Raw genomic sequence first — 13,530 nt, forward strand, 5'->3', positions numbered from 1 at the left:
GGAATGAATAATATTCAAAAGTACTTTGCCGGCCGCGAGCAATTCATTGAATTGCTTGAAGCGGTGGGCATACGTACTCTTGAACAATTCGCTTCCGCGGACCCCTCCACCGTTTTGCCTGAACTTCACCAGGCAAAACGGATGCTGAAACTGCAGACGGAAATTCCTTCCGCTCCCGTTTTCAGGGAATGGGTGAATCAGGCTCTTTCCTCTCCTACTGCGCCGGAACCGGAGCTTCTTCCCATCCATGAGGGCGACGGCCTCCCCCTTGCCACTCCCGTTGACCCTCCGATTACTGATTCTTTAGAAAACAGAAGGGAACGTGGGCGTTCCCATACGGACGGACCTCCAAAACATCTCTCCGCTAAGGCCAGGCTGCAGGAAGAACACAGCTACCAGCCCGCAAAACATGTTCACACCCACAAGGAGCCGAAAACCTACCTTCGCAAAAAAGGCATCAAGCACATGACCTCCTTCCGGACATGGATGGGAGCCGTTATCGTCCTGCTCCTGTTCATCTGCATCCTCTTCTCCATTTCGGTCACCACCCTTGTGCTTCTCAATGGAGAACGAGGCTGGCCGTTAATCAGCCTCTGCTTCGGCCCCTGGATTCTGGCGCTGGTTCTCTATCTTTCCCTGGCGCTTCCCCGGAAATGCAGCGTGTGCAGGGCCCATGTCTTTTCCTTTAAAAAATACACCCGCAATAAGGCGGCCCACCACATTCCCCTGTTCGGCTACGTATTCGCCACGGCACTGCATATATTCCTCTTCCGCTGGTTCCGTTGCCCGGCCTGCGGTTCCTCCCAGCAACTGGGAAAACCCCGTACCGAACCGCACAGGCATTAACGAAGCTTAATTCCTGCGCCAGGCTTCACGGTATCCCGGCCTCCTGCCTCCTTTCTTCCCCTTACCTGGCATTCGGAAGGCGGTTCCTCCATCTGTCCGTCCCTTCCATTATCTGCCCCTATTCCCTGCACTTCAACCCCACGCTCTGACGGGACAGGAAGCCCCTGCCCGCTTCCGTATCTCATGGAACGGCTCCCGGCAACGAATCCCCCCTTCCCGGTAACTTATTCTATAAAGAGCCACCATTAGGAACCGCCTCAAAACCGGATCGGAAAAATCCGGCAAGAAGGCCGTTTCTCCGTCTCTTCCGGATAAATACGTTTCCTCCTTCCTCCGGATATCCCAGCAACTCAAACATGCGTTCAACGTCATGGAAAAGCATATCCCTGAAAACGGCAGTCCAGGAAAACAAGCGGACATTTCAACAACCGGAATTCCCCCTTCATTAACCTATTCCGGATTTGCCGGCCTCGTGCGCCAGGCAAGGGCTGCGCTCCGGCAACCTTCTCCCTATATGGGAAGCACACCGTAATGAAAACTTATCAGAAAAACGGGGACAATAAAAAACGCCATCCTCCTTTTCGGAGGATGGCGTCCAAAATCCTGAGGCGTCTCGGTTAGAGCACTTCCGGAGCAAGGGAAACAATCTTCATGAACTTCTTTTCACGGAGTTCACGAGCGACCGGCCCGAAAATACGGGTGCCGCGCGGGTTGTTGTCCTTGTCGATGATGACGACGGCATTGCCGTCAAAACGAAGCACGGAACCGTCATCACGGCGAATCGGGGCGGCAGTGCGCACTACCACGGCCTTCACCACGGTTCCTTTCTTCACGGAAGCGGTGGGAATGGATTCGCGGATATGGCAGGTAATAATATCGCCAATGTGAGCCTGACGGGTGCGCTTGCCGATAACGCCAATCATCTTGGCGGAGCGGGCGCCGGTATTGTCGGCTACCTGGACTAGGGATTCCATCTGGATCATGGTATCAAATCTCCTTTACTTAATGGTTGATTCCTGATTAATGGGTAAGCACTTCCACCAGTTCCCAGCACTTCAGCTTGGAAAGCGGGCGGGTTTCAACGATACGTACCTTATCGCCTACCTTGGCCGTGGAATTTTCGTCATGGGCATAGAACTTCTTGCTCTTCTTGACGATCTTCTTGAACTTGGGGTGCGGAACGCGGGCAACGTATTCCACAACGATGGTCTTGTCCATCTTGGTGGAAGTCACCACGCCGACGCGCGTCTTGCGAAGGCCGGGCTTCTTGGTTGTTTCGGTTTGTTCGGACATTGGATTCTAAAAGTGTTAGAATATTCTGTAATTACCGGAAATCCTCAATTAAACCTCCCCGGTTTCACCCTTAATGGTAAGGGCGCGGGCAAGGTCCTTGCGGACGGTGCGAATTCTCTGGTTGTTTTCCAGCTGGCCGGTGGCCTGCTGGAGGCGGAGATTGAAAAGTTCTTCACGAAGGCTGCGCACCAGAGCGGAAAGCTCCTTGGCGGACATAGCACGAAGTTCTTTGGCGGAGTTCTTATCGGACATGGTGATGAGTAGCTTTAGTGTTGAACGCCTTGACGATAGACGAAGCGGGTGGATACGCCCAGCTTGTTGGAAGCCAGTCGAAGGGCTTCACGCGCCTGGGATTCGGTCACGCCGCCTACTTCAAACAGAATGTTGCCGGGGCGGACAACGGCTACCCAGCCTTCCACGGCGCCCTTACCCTTACCCATACGAGTATCCGGGGGACGGGACGTAAAGGATTTCTGCGGGAAAATGCGGATGAACACCTTACCTTTACGTTTCAGGTAACGGTTGATCGCAATACGGCAGGCTTCAATCTGGTTGTTGGTGATCCAACCGCGGTCGAGCACCTGAAGGCCGAAGTCACCAAAAGCAACATAGGTACCGCTGGTGGCATTGCCGGAACGGCTGCCGCGGTGCATCTTGCGGTGCTTCACTCTCTTGGGCATTAAAGGCATATCTTATTCCTCCTTGTGTTAAGTGTGATGAACAAATGTGGTAGCGGCTTTCTTAGGCGCGCGGACGACGGGGTCCGCGAGGGCCGGACGGACGGGAATTCTGCTGGGAGACGACTTCATCGCGCTTGTTGACCCAGCACTTCACACCGATGATGCCGTACAGGGTACGGGCTTCGGCAAAGCCGTAGTCAATCGGAGTGCGGAGCGTCTGCAACGGCACCTTGCCTTCGCGGTACCATTCGGCACGGGCAATGTCAGCCCCGCCAAGACGGCCGGCGCAGCGGATGCGGATGCCGTCGGCCCCGCGTTCCATGGCAACCTGCACGGCGCGCTTCATGGCGCGGCGGAAGGAAACGCGGCGTTCCAGTTGAACAGCCACGTTCTCTGCAATAAGCTGGGCGTCCGTTTCAGGGGAACGGATTTCCACAATGTCAATGTTGACCTGGGTGGAAGCGCCGCACAGGCCCTGGAGGTACTGGCGGATCTTTTCAATTTCCTCACCCTTGCGGCCAATGACAAGCCCCGGACGGGCAGTGTGGACGGTGATGCGGACACTGTTCCAGGCGCGTTCAATCACGATGCTGGAAACGGCGGCGGACATCAACTGTTCCTTGATGTACTTGCGCATCACCAAGTCTTCATGCAGCTTGGTGGCGTAATCCTGGCCCGTGGCGTACCACTTGGAGCGCCAGTCCTTGTTGACGGCGAGGCGGAACCCGATTGGATTTACTTTCTGACCCATGATATTAGTTCAGCTATATGTGTGTTAGATTGGTATGGCCTAGCCTTCTTGATCGGCCAGGATAACGGTGATATGGGATGTACGCTTGCGGATCATGTTGGCGGATCCGCGGGCGCGGGGCATCGTGCGGCGCATCGTGGGCCCTTCATCGACCATGACGGACTTGACCACCAGCGTATCAACGGACAGTTCCGCATTATTCTCGGCGTTGGCCAACGCGGACTTGAGCGTCTTATTCAGCAGGTAGGCACCTTTCTTGGGGGTGTAGGACAGGATGTCGGTCGCCTGGGAGACGGACAAGCCTTGGATTTCTTGAGCAACATCGCGCATCTTCTTGGCGGAGATGCGGGCGTATTTGTAAACAGCTTTCACTTCCATGGGTTTTTCCTCGTAGTGCAGGTTATTATGAAGATGATTTAGTCGTTGGTTTTTACTGAGGCAGAATCTCCGACGCGCACCGGATCGGCTGGCGTCTCAAGTTTCTGAACAAGCGCGCCACATACTTCCTTGCGGACGTCCGTGACTACGGCTTCTCCGATGGTTTGAGCTCCCCGGGTTAACCGAACCGGCATCCCGACTTGCATTCCTGCCGTTCTGCCGGTATTCAGCACCACCACTCCGGATTCGGAATCAATGCTGAGCACCTTGGCTTCCGCCAGGGTTCCCGCGCCATCTCGCACGGGCTGTTGCCTGTATCCCAGAACGGATTCCAGCAGGCGCAGAGAACTCTCCACAGCCGTCCTGGCATTCGCATCTTCGGATATGGCTTGTTTCATGTAGGCAAGGATGGCTCCGGAGAGCTTGACGGATGCCTGCTCCAGCCGCTGGACGCGGTCATTAAAAGCTTCGATGTCCGCCATCGCCTGAATCAGGCGTTCCTCGCTGTTACCTAGCGCAGCGCCCCCCAAAGCTTCCAGCCTGGAACGGATGTCCACCAGCTGTGCGGCCGCCTTGTCGGCGTCGCTGCGGGCCTGGACATAGGATGCCTTGAGGGCCGCATTCTGCTTTTCGAGGCGCTCGATTCTGCGCGTCAGTGCCGCCGTATCCTCTTCCGCTCCCTGCAACGCCCCGCCCAGCCCTACCAGGGTGGTAAGAGAGTATGCAAGGATGGAAGAAGAATTCGACATGTTGATTGTTAACTTACTGATTACTTCTTACCGATACCGCCGTGCTGTTTGAAGACACGAGTCGGGGCAAATTCACCAAGCTTGTGGCCTACCATGTTTTCCGTGACGTACACGGTGGCAAAGTTCTTGCCGGCGTGCACCAGGAAAGTCAGGCCGACGAAGTCAGGCGTAATCATGGATGCGCGGCTCCAGGTCTTGATCGGCTTGCGGTCGCCGGATTCAAGCTGAGCGTCGATCTTGGCGAGAAGCTTTTGGCTGACAAAAGGGCCTTTTTTGAGAGAACGTCCCATGTTATATAATCCTAGTTAAAGTTATAATATATTGATTACTTGGCATTGCGGCGCTGTACGATGACGGAGTCGCTGGGCTTGCGGAGACGGCGGGTCTTCTGGCCCTTGACGTGGCCCCACGGAGATTTGAGGTGCTGGCGACCGCCACCGGACTTGGACTTGCCTTCACCGCCACCGTTCGGGTGGTCGACGGGGTTCATCGTCATACCGCGCACGGTAGGACGAACGCCCATCCAGCGGGTACGGCCGGCCTTGCCGGACATTTCGTTCATGTGCTGGGTATTGCCTACCTGGCCGATCGTGCAGTAGCAATCTTCATTGAAACGGCGGATTTCACCGGAAGGCATCTTGATCAGCGCGTAACCCGCTTCACGGTTGGAAACGATGGCCTGCTGGCCGGCAGCGCGGGCTACCTTGCCGCCGGAACCCGGACGAATTTCAATGTTGTGAACGGAAGTACCCAGAGGAACGTTTTTCAAGGGCATGGCATTGCCTACCTTGGGAGCAACCTTCTGGCCGCTTTCCACCTTCATGCCCACCTGCAGCCCCGTGGGGGCCAGAATGTAGGATTTTTCACCATCCTTGTACTCAATCAGAGCAATGCGGCAGGTACGGTTGGGATCGTATTCGATAGTAAGGACAGTAGCGGGCACGTCAAACTTGTTGCGTTTGAAGTCCACCAGGCGATATTTGCGCTTATGGCCACCGCCAATGTGGCGGGTGGTGATGCGGCCATTGTTATTGCGGCCGCCGGATTTCTTGAGGGGTCTGCAGAGACTCTTTTCCGGGGTAGAGGTGGTGATTTCGTCAAAGGACGGCCACACCTTGTAACGGTTAGAGGGAGTAACTGGCTTGAATGACTTGAGGGACATGATAGCTTTCCTTCCTAATAGGGGCTTTAAACGAGGTCAAGGGTTTCACCGTTGGCAAGCTTGACGTAAGCTTTTTTCCAATGAGCGGTGCGACCTGCATCAGAGCGGCGCTGGCGCTTGAGCTTGCCGTCATAGTTGGCGGTACGCACGGATGCGACCTTCTTGCCGAAAGCAACTTCGACAGCCTTTTTGATTTCGATTTTGTTGGCGTCACGATCAACTTCGAAGACCAGCTCGCCGGTAGTTTCCTGGAGCATGGTGGCCTTTTCGCTGATGCGCACCTTCTTGATGACTTGGTAAATGTCTTTCATGGCTTCTTAAGCAGTACGGCTGGCGAGGGTTTCTAAAGCGTTGTCAACGAGGATCACTGCATCAGCATTCATGAGCTGTTCAATGTTCACTTCCGCAGCGGTCATCAGGAGAACTTCCTGAACGTTGCGGGCGGCACGGTAGGTGGTTTCGTCAAAGGAAGCTGCCACAATGAGCACCTTCTTGGCATCCGTCAGGTCTTTGACGGCTTTGATGAAAGATTTGGTCTTGCCGTCAGCCACGGAAAATTCGGAAACGGTGCTGACCTTGGAAGCGGCAATCAGGTCACCCAGTACGCGGCGCAGAGCCAGGCGTCGGGTGCTCTTGTTCACCTTCTTGCTGTAGTCGCAGGGGCGGGGACCGAAGACCACGCCGCCGCCCACAAAGATGGGAGCGCGCTTATCGCCGTGACGGGCATTACCGGTGCCCTTCTGGCGGAATATCTTTTTGTTATTGCCGCTGACTTCTGCGCGGGTCTTGGAATTGGCGGAACCGGTGCGGCGGTTCGCCTGGTAAGCCACGATCAGGTCATGCACAGCCTGGGAGCCCTTGTCACTGCCTACAACCTGGATGTTGGCGGCGGCGGCGGCTTCTAATGTAAAGGTATTTGCGGACATAGATAGGTTTTCCTATAATCAATGTGAGGTTAACTAAAGCCTTACTTCTTCTTGGCGGGGCGAATCACGAGGTAGGAACCGCGCGCGCCGGGCACAGCCCCGGAGATAAGGATGACATTATCTTCCGGACGAACGGCGACAACCTTCAGGTTCTGCACCGTGCGCTTGGCATTGCCCATCTGTCCGGGCATCTTCTGGTTCTTCCAGACGCGGCCGGGGGTGGAACAACCGCCTACGCCGCCGGTACGGCGGTGCATCATGGAACCGTGGGCGGCGGGAGAGCCGTGGAAGTTGTGGCGGCGCATCGCCCCCTGGAACCCTTTGCCTTTGGAAGTGCCGATCACATCCACCCACTGTCCGGCGGAAAAGAGATCCACACCGGGATCTTTTGCGCCTTCAGCAGGCAATTCGGATGCTTCTACGCGGAATTCCTTGAGGAGTTTGGTAGGCTGGATGCCCAGTTTCTTGAAGTGGCCGGCCTGAGGCTTGGCCACGCGGCTTTCCTTCTGCGCATCAAAAGCAACCTGGATAGCATTGTAGCCATCCTTGTCTTCTGTTTTAATCTGAGCGAAGGTGTTACCCTTGACGTCAATGACGGTCACGGGAACCATAGCGCCGGATTCCTGGTCAAACAGACGGGTCATACCGACCTTTTTTCCGATAAGTCCTAGAGCCATTGTAGTGTGTCTTTCTGTTTTTTAATTACTTATCCGGGTGCCAAACTAGATGCGGATCGTGATGTCCACCCCGGCCGGAAGATTAAGCTTCTTGAGCTCATCAATCGTGCGCGCAGTCGGGTCGACGATGTCGAGCAGACGCTTGTGGGTGCGGATTTCAAACTGTTCAGCCGATTTTTTGTTGACGTGAACGGAACGGTTCACAGAAAACTTTTCAATACGGGTCGGCAACGGAATCGGGCCGTGAACTTTGGCTCCGGTGCGCTTGGCGGTTTCAACGATCTCCTGGGAGGAGCGGTCGATGGCGCGGTAGTCGAATGCGCGGAGTCGAATGCGGATTTTTGGACTTTGCATGGACGTGCGGTCTATTGGTTATACTTCAAAGGTTTGTTTATTTAGCCTTCTCGCTGACAATCTGGTCAACGAGGTTCTGGGGCACCTGTTCAAAGTGGGAGGGTTCCATGGAATAGGAAGCACGGCCACTGGAAAGGGTTCGGATGGCGGTGGAATAACCGAACATTTCGGACAAGGGGACCATAGCTTTCAAAATGCAGGCGTTGGCCTTGTTTTCCATGTTGCTGATCTGGCCGCGGCGGCGGTTCAGGTCGCCCATGATGTCGCCCTGGTAATCGGTCGGCGTGGAAGCTTCAACGGACATGATGGGTTCCAGCATGATCGGCTTGGCTTTTTTGAAAGCATCCTTCATGGCGAAGATGGCAGCCATTTTGAAAGCATTTTCATTGGAGTCCACTTCGTGGTAGGAACCGTCCACCACTTCAACGTGCACGTCCACCACCGGATAACCGGCGACGACGCCCGTGGTCATGGCTTCATTAAGGCCGGCATAAACGGCGTTCATGTATTCCTTGGGAATGGCGCCGCCTACGATCTTGTTTTCAATGGTAAGCCCCTTGCCGCGTTCGTTCGGCTTCACATCGATGACCACATGGCCGTACTGGCCGCGGCCACCGGACTGCTTGACCAGTTTGCCGTCGCCATGGGCAGGGGCAGTAATGGTTTCGCGGTAGGCAATCTGGGGCTTGCCGATATCGGCTTCCACCTTGAATTCACGCATCAGGCGGTCAATAATGATTTCCAGGTGAAGTTCACCCATGCCGGAAATCAGGGTCTGACCGGTTTCTTCATCAGTCTTCACCCGGAAAGTCGGGTCTTCTTCAGACAGACGGCCCAAGGCATTGGACATTTTTTCCTGGTCAGCCTTGGTCTTGGGCTCTACCGCCATGGAAATAACGGTTTCCGGGAAGGTGGGGGGTTCCAGGCAGATATCATTGTCCGGGCTGGTGATGGTGTCGCCCGTGGTCACGTTGCGCAACCCAACGATGGCGGCAATGTCACCGGAGTACACGGCATCAATATCCGTATGCTGGTCAGCCTGAATCTGAATGATGCGGCCCACGCGTTCCGTCTTGCGGGTGCGGGGATTGTACACGGTGTCACCTTTCTTGAGAACACCGGAGTACACGCGGATGAACACCAGCTTGCCGACGAATTTGTCAGCCCAGAGCTTGAACGCCAGCACCATGGGCTTGGCATCGTCCGTAGCGGTGATTTCGAAGGTCTTTTCCGGATCCAGCGTGCTTTCCGCGTGGGCGGGAACGGTTTCTACCGGAGAGGGGAGGTAATCCACCACGGCGTCAAGCAGGAACTGGACGCCTTTGTTCTTGAAAGCGGAGCCACCGGCGACAGGCACAAATTTGTTGGCGATGGTGGCGCGGCGGATAGCTTCCTTGAGCTCTTTGGGCGTGAAGGGTTCTTCCATGAGCACCTTTTCAGCAAGCTCATCGTCCACGTCAGCCACACGGCTCACGAGTTCATGGTAGGCCAGTTCGGCTTCTTCCTTGAGTTCGGCGGGAATATCCTCAATCGTGTAGGTGGAGCCCAGGCGGTCGTTGTCGGCGTAAATGACGGCTTTCTGGTTCACCACGTCAATCTGGCCGCGGAGCTGGTCTTCAGCGCCGATGGGGATCAGAATGGCAGCGGCATTCGCGCCCAGCTTGTTGTGAATATCGTCCAGCACGTTGTTGAAGTTGGCGCCGGTACGGTCCATCTTGTTGACGAAGCACATGCGGGGCACGCTGTACTTGGTGGCCTGACGCCACACGGTTTCCGTCTGGGGCTGCACGCCTGCCACGCCGCAGAACACCACGATGGCACCGTCAAGCACGCGGAGGGAACGTTCCACTTCGGCAGTGAAGTCAACGTGCCCGGGAGTATCAATAATGTTCAGCTGGAAATTTTCGCCTTCGAACACTTTGCTGATACCTTCATTCTTCACCTGCTTCCAGTTGGTGGTAACAGCGGCGGAGGTAATGGTGATACCGCGTTCGCGTTCCTGCTCCATCCAGTCGGTCGTGGTGGAACCGTCGTGGGTTTCACCAATCTTGTGAATCATGCCGGTGTAGAAAAGGATACGCTCGGACAACGTGGTTTTGCCGGCGTCAATGTGAGCGGAAATACCGATATTGCGGTAACGCTCAAGGGGAGCCTTGCGATTGGGATTATTTACGTGATCGGACATAGTGTCTGGAAAGTATCTGTAGTGATCGAAAGTGAATGATTCGGCTGACAGTCGCAGAAGGAATTACCAGCGGAAATGGGCAAAGGCGCGGTTGGCCTGAGCCATTTTGTGAACGTCGTCGCGCTTGCGAACGGAAGAGCCCTGATTGTTGGCGGCTTCCTTGATTTCGTTGGCGAGAGCCTTGTGCATCGGCACACCCTTGCGGTTGCGGGCGTAGTTCACAATCCAGCGCATAGCCAGGGATTCGGAACGGGCCGGATCCACTTCAAGCGGCACCTGGTAAGTAGCGCCACCGACACGGCGGCTCTTTACTTCCACACGGGGTTTGGCATTTTCAATGGCGCGGGTGATTACTTCCAGAGGATCAATGCTGTCCGTGCCTTCGTTAGCCATGTCAATAGCGGCATAAACAATACGTTCCGCAAGGGAGCGCTTGCCATCCAGCATAACCTTGCTGATCAGTTTGCCAACAAGAGCGCTGTCGTAACGGGGGTCACGACGTTCGATTTTTCTATAAACGCGTTTACGGCGAGCCATAATATATAGTAGGTAAGATGTTTGGTTTACTTGGCAGCAGCCTTCGGACGCTTGGCGCCATACTTGGAGCGGCCCTGGCGACGCTTGTCAACACCGAGGCAGTCAAGAGCGCCGCGGACGATATGGTAGCGAACACCCGGCAAGTCTTTCACACGACCGCCACGAACAAGCACGATGGAGTGTTCCTGAAGGTTATGACCTTCGCCGCCAATGTAGGCGATCACTTCTTCACCATTGGTAAGACGGACTTTAGCCACTTTACGAAGAGCCGAGTTCGGCTTTTTGGGCGTACGGGTCATCACCTGGAGACAAACACCGCGGCGTTGCGGGCAGCTATGAAGAGCGCGTGATTTGGACTTCTCTTCCGGAGTAATACGTCCCTTGCGGACGAGCTGATTAATGGTCGGCATGTTTTCCTGCTTTGGTTGTGGTTCGTCGGTCTGATCCGATATTCAAGGCGAACATTCCTTTTTATAAGCAGGAAGCGCGCCTTTTTTCCGGAGGCAAACCCGATAGAAAACGTATTTCTTGTGCCTTTCGGCACGTTTGGGGACGGCCAATATAACGTGATTTTATATCATGACAAGTCTTTTATTCATCTTTTCCTAAATATTTTATCCGTTCCATTTTCCCCGCTCCTTTCAAAACTCCATTTCGGGCTCCCGGAGTCCTTTTTCCTCCCCGTCCAGCAGTTCTCCACTTATGGAGGATGAAACAAAAAATCTTCTTCACAGGCAAAAAAAACATTTCTTCATGTCCGACATGTTACCGCAGAAAAAAATGCATGAAGCGCCGGAGAGGCACAAAAAACAAGCTTTCCATCAGAATTCACGGAAAATTTTTTCATAAAAACGGCAGCCGGTCTATTATTTATTGTTAACCTGCCTGCTTTCCCATTTTGCCCCGTCCGGAAAGCATGACATAGAAAAATCCGTTTCCGGAACGCATCCGGAAACGGATTTCATCAATGAACTCAGCAGCCCGCTATTTCCCAGGCGTCACCAGGGAATGTCCGGACATTTCGGCAGGCTGTTTCAGCCCCATCAGGCTCAGCAGCGTGGGAGCGACATCCGCCAGAATGCCATCGGAGAGAGTTACCTGATCCTTGTCGTCCGCCACGTAAATGAGATCCACAAGGTTGGTCGTGTGGGCTGTATTCGGAGAACCATCCTCATTGCGCATGTGTTCGGCATTGCCATGATCCGCCGTAATAAGCAGCTTGCCGCCAAGTTCCAACACCTTCTTCACACATTTTTCCAAGGCGCTGTCCACTGCTTCGCAGGCGGCGATGCCGGCTTCCACAAATCCGGTATGGCCAACCATGTCCCCATTGGCGAAATTCATGATTACCACATCATACTTGTTCACAGCGTCCACAAATTTATCCGCCACTTCTGCCGCGCTCATCTGGGGCTTCAGGTCATAAGTAGCCACTTCCCGGGGGGAAGGAACAAGGATGCGGTCTTCTCCGGGGAACTGGGTCTCCACACCTCCGTTAAAGAAGAAAGTAACGTGGGCGTACTTTTCCGTTTCCGCTATGCGGAGCTGGGTTTTCCCGGCTTCCGACACAATCTGCCCGAAAATATTGTTCAGCTGTTCCTGTTCAAAAACAATGGGAGAGGGATACTTGGCATCGTATTCCGTCAACGTCACATAGTGCACTTTGGGCGTTACTTCACGGTCAAATCCGTCAAATTCGGGGTAAAGGAAAGCGTCGCTCATCTGCCGGGCGCGGTCCGCACGGAAATTAAAGAAGAACACCACATCGTTATCCCTCACGCGCTGTTCGTTGCCATAGGCAAAAATGCCGGGCTTCAGGAACTCATCCGTCTCCCCCTTCGCATAACACTGCTCCACATATTCGGCAGGGGAGCAGGAGCACTGTTCGCCGCGCCCCAGAACGATGGCATCCCATGCCAGCTTGTTGCGGTCCCAGCGCTTATCCCGGTCCATCGCATAGAAACGGCCGACAACCGTGGCAATTTTGGCGCCGTACGGCCTGACGGCTTCCTCCAGCTGGCGAATAAAGCCGACCCCACTGGTTGGCGAGCAGTCACGTCCATCCGTAATGGCATGGATGCAAATATCGCGGACACCCGCTTCATAAGCATATTTGACGATGCCGATCAAATGGTTGATATGGCTGTGCACGCCGCCGTCACTCACCAGGCCAAGCAGGTGCAGACGGGAAGAAGCGGCCTGGGAAAAAGCGGTCTTCAGCACGGCGTTTTCCCCCATGGACCCATCTTTGATGGCATTATCCACCCGGCAGAGGTCCTGAAAGACAACGCGGCCCGCACCCAGGTTCAAGTGTCCTACTTCGGAATTACCCATCTGGCCGTCCGGAAGGCCCACGTCCTCCCCGGAAGCGCCCAGCAGGCTGTGGGGATAGTTGGCAAGGAGGTAATCAGTAAAGGGGGTATCAGCCAGAACAGTGGCGTCACCGTACTCTTTCGCGACATCAGGCCCCAACGGATTGCGGCCCCAGCCGTCGCGAATAACAAGAACGACAGGCTTTTTAGAAGACATAGGCTTTATTTACAGGCATCCCCTCCTTTTGAAAAGCCTGAAATCAGGCATTCCCTCTCCGATTCCGGAATTGCCTGAGGTTTGCCGCCCTTCCCCACACGGACGACTACATATCTTCCCCTCATCACCGGACGCTCGGAATGAAATACAGCAAATTTCCATTCCAGAGAACTGGTTCCCACCGTTCCCAGGCTTAATTCTATGCTCAGCCAATCTCCCAGCCCCGCAGAGCTGGAGTAATCCGCCTCCACATGCACGCGGGGCCAGCCGCAGTCTGGGGAAAGAACCTCCACCCCCCGGGAACGCAGGTACTCGTGCTCCACTTCTTCCACCAAACAAAGCAGCCGGGAGAAATGGGCCACCCCGGAAGCATCCGTATCATGAAAAGCTACCTGGCGCGTTCTGACAAAGGGCATGCAGGGAAAATCTTCAGGCATGCCGTCATCCTGCCTCCTCCCCCGGA

At 54.9% G+C, this 13,530-nt stretch carries 19 protein-coding genes; 1 reads left to right on the forward strand and 18 read right to left on the reverse strand.

Features of this window, described 5'->3' with window-relative positions; translation table 11 throughout:
• Positions 1-3 precede the first annotated feature (3 nt).
• On the forward strand, positions 4-846 hold the full coding sequence (locus tag AMUC_RS01665) for a DUF4332 domain-containing protein (RefSeq protein WP_012419349.1): 843 nt from the start codon (positions 4-6) through the stop codon (positions 844-846).
• 617 nt (positions 847-1,463) lie between these two features.
• Here AMUC_RS01665 and rplN read toward each other — a convergent pair.
• From rplN to AMUC_RS11735, 18 genes are all read right to left on the reverse strand, one after another.
• Entirely contained in the window at positions 1,464-1,829 is a 366-nt protein-coding gene (gene rplN / locus AMUC_RS01675) for a 50S ribosomal protein L14 (RefSeq protein ID WP_012419350.1), read from the reverse strand.
• A 37-nt stretch (positions 1,830-1,866) separates the two neighbouring features.
• Positions 1,867-2,139, reverse strand: a complete 273-nt coding sequence (gene rpsQ, locus AMUC_RS01680) for a 30S ribosomal protein S17 (RefSeq protein WP_012419351.1) — start codon at positions 2,137-2,139, stop codon at positions 1,867-1,869.
• Between the two features lie 48 nt (positions 2,140-2,187).
• Positions 2,188-2,391: a 50S ribosomal protein L29 gene (gene rpmC / locus AMUC_RS01685; protein WP_012419352.1), complete on the reverse strand. Its 204-nt coding sequence runs from the start codon at positions 2,389-2,391 to the stop codon at positions 2,188-2,190.
• Positions 2,392-2,405: 14 nt separating this feature from the next.
• Positions 2,406-2,828: a 50S ribosomal protein L16 gene (gene rplP, locus AMUC_RS01690; RefSeq protein ID WP_012419353.1), complete on the reverse strand. Its 423-nt coding sequence runs from the start codon at positions 2,826-2,828 to the stop codon at positions 2,406-2,408.
• A 52-nt stretch (positions 2,829-2,880) separates the two neighbouring features.
• Positions 2,881-3,570: a 30S ribosomal protein S3 gene (gene rpsC / locus AMUC_RS01695; RefSeq protein WP_012419354.1), complete on the reverse strand. Its 690-nt coding sequence runs from the start codon at positions 3,568-3,570 to the stop codon at positions 2,881-2,883.
• 39 nt (positions 3,571-3,609) lie between these two features.
• On the reverse strand, positions 3,610-3,948 hold the full coding sequence (gene rplV / locus AMUC_RS01700) for a 50S ribosomal protein L22 (protein ID WP_012419355.1): 339 nt from the start codon (positions 3,946-3,948) through the stop codon (positions 3,610-3,612).
• A gap of 38 nt (positions 3,949-3,986) precedes the next feature.
• Positions 3,987-4,697 (reverse strand): hypothetical protein, encoded by a 711-nt coding sequence (locus tag AMUC_RS01705; RefSeq protein ID WP_012419356.1) that lies wholly within the window; start codon positions 4,695-4,697, stop codon positions 3,987-3,989.
• Between the two features lie 20 nt (positions 4,698-4,717).
• Positions 4,718-4,987 carry a 30S ribosomal protein S19 gene (rpsS, locus tag AMUC_RS01710; RefSeq protein ID WP_012419357.1) on the reverse strand — a complete coding sequence of 90 codons (270 nt, stop codon included), beginning with the start codon at positions 4,985-4,987 and terminating at the stop codon, positions 4,718-4,720.
• Positions 4,988-5,022: 35 nt separating this feature from the next.
• Positions 5,023-5,859: a 50S ribosomal protein L2 gene (gene rplB / locus AMUC_RS01715; protein WP_012419358.1), complete on the reverse strand. Its 837-nt coding sequence runs from the start codon at positions 5,857-5,859 to the stop codon at positions 5,023-5,025.
• 26 nt (positions 5,860-5,885) lie between these two features.
• On the reverse strand, positions 5,886-6,170 hold the full coding sequence (gene rplW / locus AMUC_RS01720; RefSeq protein WP_012419359.1) for a 50S ribosomal protein L23: 285 nt from the start codon (positions 6,168-6,170) through the stop codon (positions 5,886-5,888).
• A gap of 6 nt (positions 6,171-6,176) precedes the next feature.
• On the reverse strand, positions 6,177-6,785 hold the full coding sequence (gene rplD / locus AMUC_RS01725) for a 50S ribosomal protein L4 (protein ID WP_012419360.1): 609 nt from the start codon (positions 6,783-6,785) through the stop codon (positions 6,177-6,179).
• Between the two features lie 41 nt (positions 6,786-6,826).
• Entirely contained in the window at positions 6,827-7,462 is a 636-nt protein-coding gene (gene rplC / locus AMUC_RS01730) for a 50S ribosomal protein L3 (RefSeq protein ID WP_012419361.1), read from the reverse strand.
• Between the two features lie 45 nt (positions 7,463-7,507).
• Positions 7,508-7,816 carry a 30S ribosomal protein S10 gene (gene rpsJ, locus AMUC_RS01735; RefSeq protein WP_012419362.1) on the reverse strand — a complete coding sequence of 103 codons (309 nt, stop codon included), beginning with the start codon at positions 7,814-7,816 and terminating at the stop codon, positions 7,508-7,510.
• A gap of 37 nt (positions 7,817-7,853) precedes the next feature.
• A complete protein-coding gene (fusA, locus tag AMUC_RS01740; protein ID WP_012419363.1) occupies positions 7,854-10,001 on the reverse strand; it encodes an elongation factor G in 2,148 nt (715 codons plus the stop codon).
• 63 nt (positions 10,002-10,064) lie between these two features.
• Complete coding sequence (gene rpsG, locus AMUC_RS01745) at positions 10,065-10,538, reverse strand: 30S ribosomal protein S7 (RefSeq protein WP_012419364.1); 474 nt, start codon at positions 10,536-10,538, stop codon at positions 10,065-10,067.
• 26 nt (positions 10,539-10,564) lie between these two features.
• Positions 10,565-10,948, reverse strand: a complete 384-nt coding sequence (rpsL, locus tag AMUC_RS01750; protein WP_012419365.1) for a 30S ribosomal protein S12 — start codon at positions 10,946-10,948, stop codon at positions 10,565-10,567.
• Between the two features lie 574 nt (positions 10,949-11,522).
• On the reverse strand, positions 11,523-13,067 hold the full coding sequence (gpmI, locus tag AMUC_RS01755) for a 2,3-bisphosphoglycerate-independent phosphoglycerate mutase (RefSeq protein ID WP_012419366.1): 1,545 nt from the start codon (positions 13,065-13,067) through the stop codon (positions 11,523-11,525).
• Between the two features lie 5 nt (positions 13,068-13,072).
• Positions 13,073-13,504, reverse strand: a complete 432-nt coding sequence (locus AMUC_RS11735; RefSeq protein ID WP_052294418.1) for an acyl-CoA thioesterase — start codon at positions 13,502-13,504, stop codon at positions 13,073-13,075.
• Positions 13,505-13,530: the final 26 nt, after the last annotated feature.

It is taken from the genome of Akkermansia muciniphila ATCC BAA-835 (assembly GCF_000020225.1).
Taxonomy (GTDB): domain Bacteria; phylum Verrucomicrobiota; class Verrucomicrobiia; order Verrucomicrobiales; family Akkermansiaceae; genus Akkermansia; species Akkermansia muciniphila.

Excerpts from the sequence above, each read along its gene's own strand:
- rplC (WP_012419361.1), bottom strand. The coding sequence starts at position 7,462 with ATGGCTCTAGGACTTATCGGAAAAAAGGTCGGTATGACCCGTCTGTTT.
- rpmC (WP_012419352.1), bottom strand. The coding sequence starts at position 2,391 with ATGTCCGATAAGAACTCCGCCAAAGAACTTCGTGCTATGTCCGCCAAG.
- AMUC_RS01665 (WP_012419349.1), top strand. The coding sequence starts at position 4 with ATGAATAATATTCAAAAGTACTTTGCCGGCCGCGAGCAATTCATTGAA.
- rplP (WP_012419353.1), bottom strand. The coding sequence starts at position 2,828 with ATGCCTTTAATGCCCAAGAGAGTGAAGCACCGCAAGATGCACCGCGGC.
- rpsJ (WP_012419362.1), bottom strand. The coding sequence starts at position 7,816 with ATGCAAAGTCCAAAAATCCGCATTCGACTCCGCGCATTCGACTACCGC.
- rpsG (WP_012419364.1), bottom strand. The coding sequence starts at position 10,538 with ATGGCTCGCCGTAAACGCGTTTATAGAAAAATCGAACGTCGTGACCCC.
- rpsL (WP_012419365.1), bottom strand. The coding sequence starts at position 10,948 with ATGCCGACCATTAATCAGCTCGTCCGCAAGGGACGTATTACTCCGGAA.
- rpsQ (WP_012419351.1), bottom strand. The coding sequence starts at position 2,139 with ATGTCCGAACAAACCGAAACAACCAAGAAGCCCGGCCTTCGCAAGACG.
- AMUC_RS11735 (WP_052294418.1), bottom strand. The coding sequence starts at position 13,504 with ATGCCTGAAGATTTTCCCTGCATGCCCTTTGTCAGAACGCGCCAGGTA.
- gpmI (WP_012419366.1), bottom strand. The coding sequence starts at position 13,067 with ATGTCTTCTAAAAAGCCTGTCGTTCTTGTTATTCGCGACGGCTGGGGC.
- rplW (WP_012419359.1), bottom strand. The coding sequence starts at position 6,170 with ATGAAAGACATTTACCAAGTCATCAAGAAGGTGCGCATCAGCGAAAAG.
- rplV (WP_012419355.1), bottom strand. The coding sequence starts at position 3,948 with ATGGAAGTGAAAGCTGTTTACAAATACGCCCGCATCTCCGCCAAGAAG.
- fusA (WP_012419363.1), bottom strand. The coding sequence starts at position 10,001 with ATGTCCGATCACGTAAATAATCCCAATCGCAAGGCTCCCCTTGAGCGT.
- rplN (WP_012419350.1), bottom strand. The coding sequence starts at position 1,829 with ATGATCCAGATGGAATCCCTAGTCCAGGTAGCCGACAATACCGGCGCC.
- AMUC_RS01705 (WP_012419356.1), bottom strand. The coding sequence starts at position 4,697 with ATGTCGAATTCTTCTTCCATCCTTGCATACTCTCTTACCACCCTGGTA.
- rplD (WP_012419360.1), bottom strand. The coding sequence starts at position 6,785 with ATGTCCGCAAATACCTTTACATTAGAAGCCGCCGCCGCCGCCAACATC.
- rpsC (WP_012419354.1), bottom strand. The coding sequence starts at position 3,570 with ATGGGTCAGAAAGTAAATCCAATCGGGTTCCGCCTCGCCGTCAACAAG.
- rplB (WP_012419358.1), bottom strand. The coding sequence starts at position 5,859 with ATGTCCCTCAAGTCATTCAAGCCAGTTACTCCCTCTAACCGTTACAAG.
- rpsS (WP_012419357.1), bottom strand. The coding sequence starts at position 4,987 with ATGGGACGTTCTCTCAAAAAAGGCCCTTTTGTCAGCCAAAAGCTTCTC.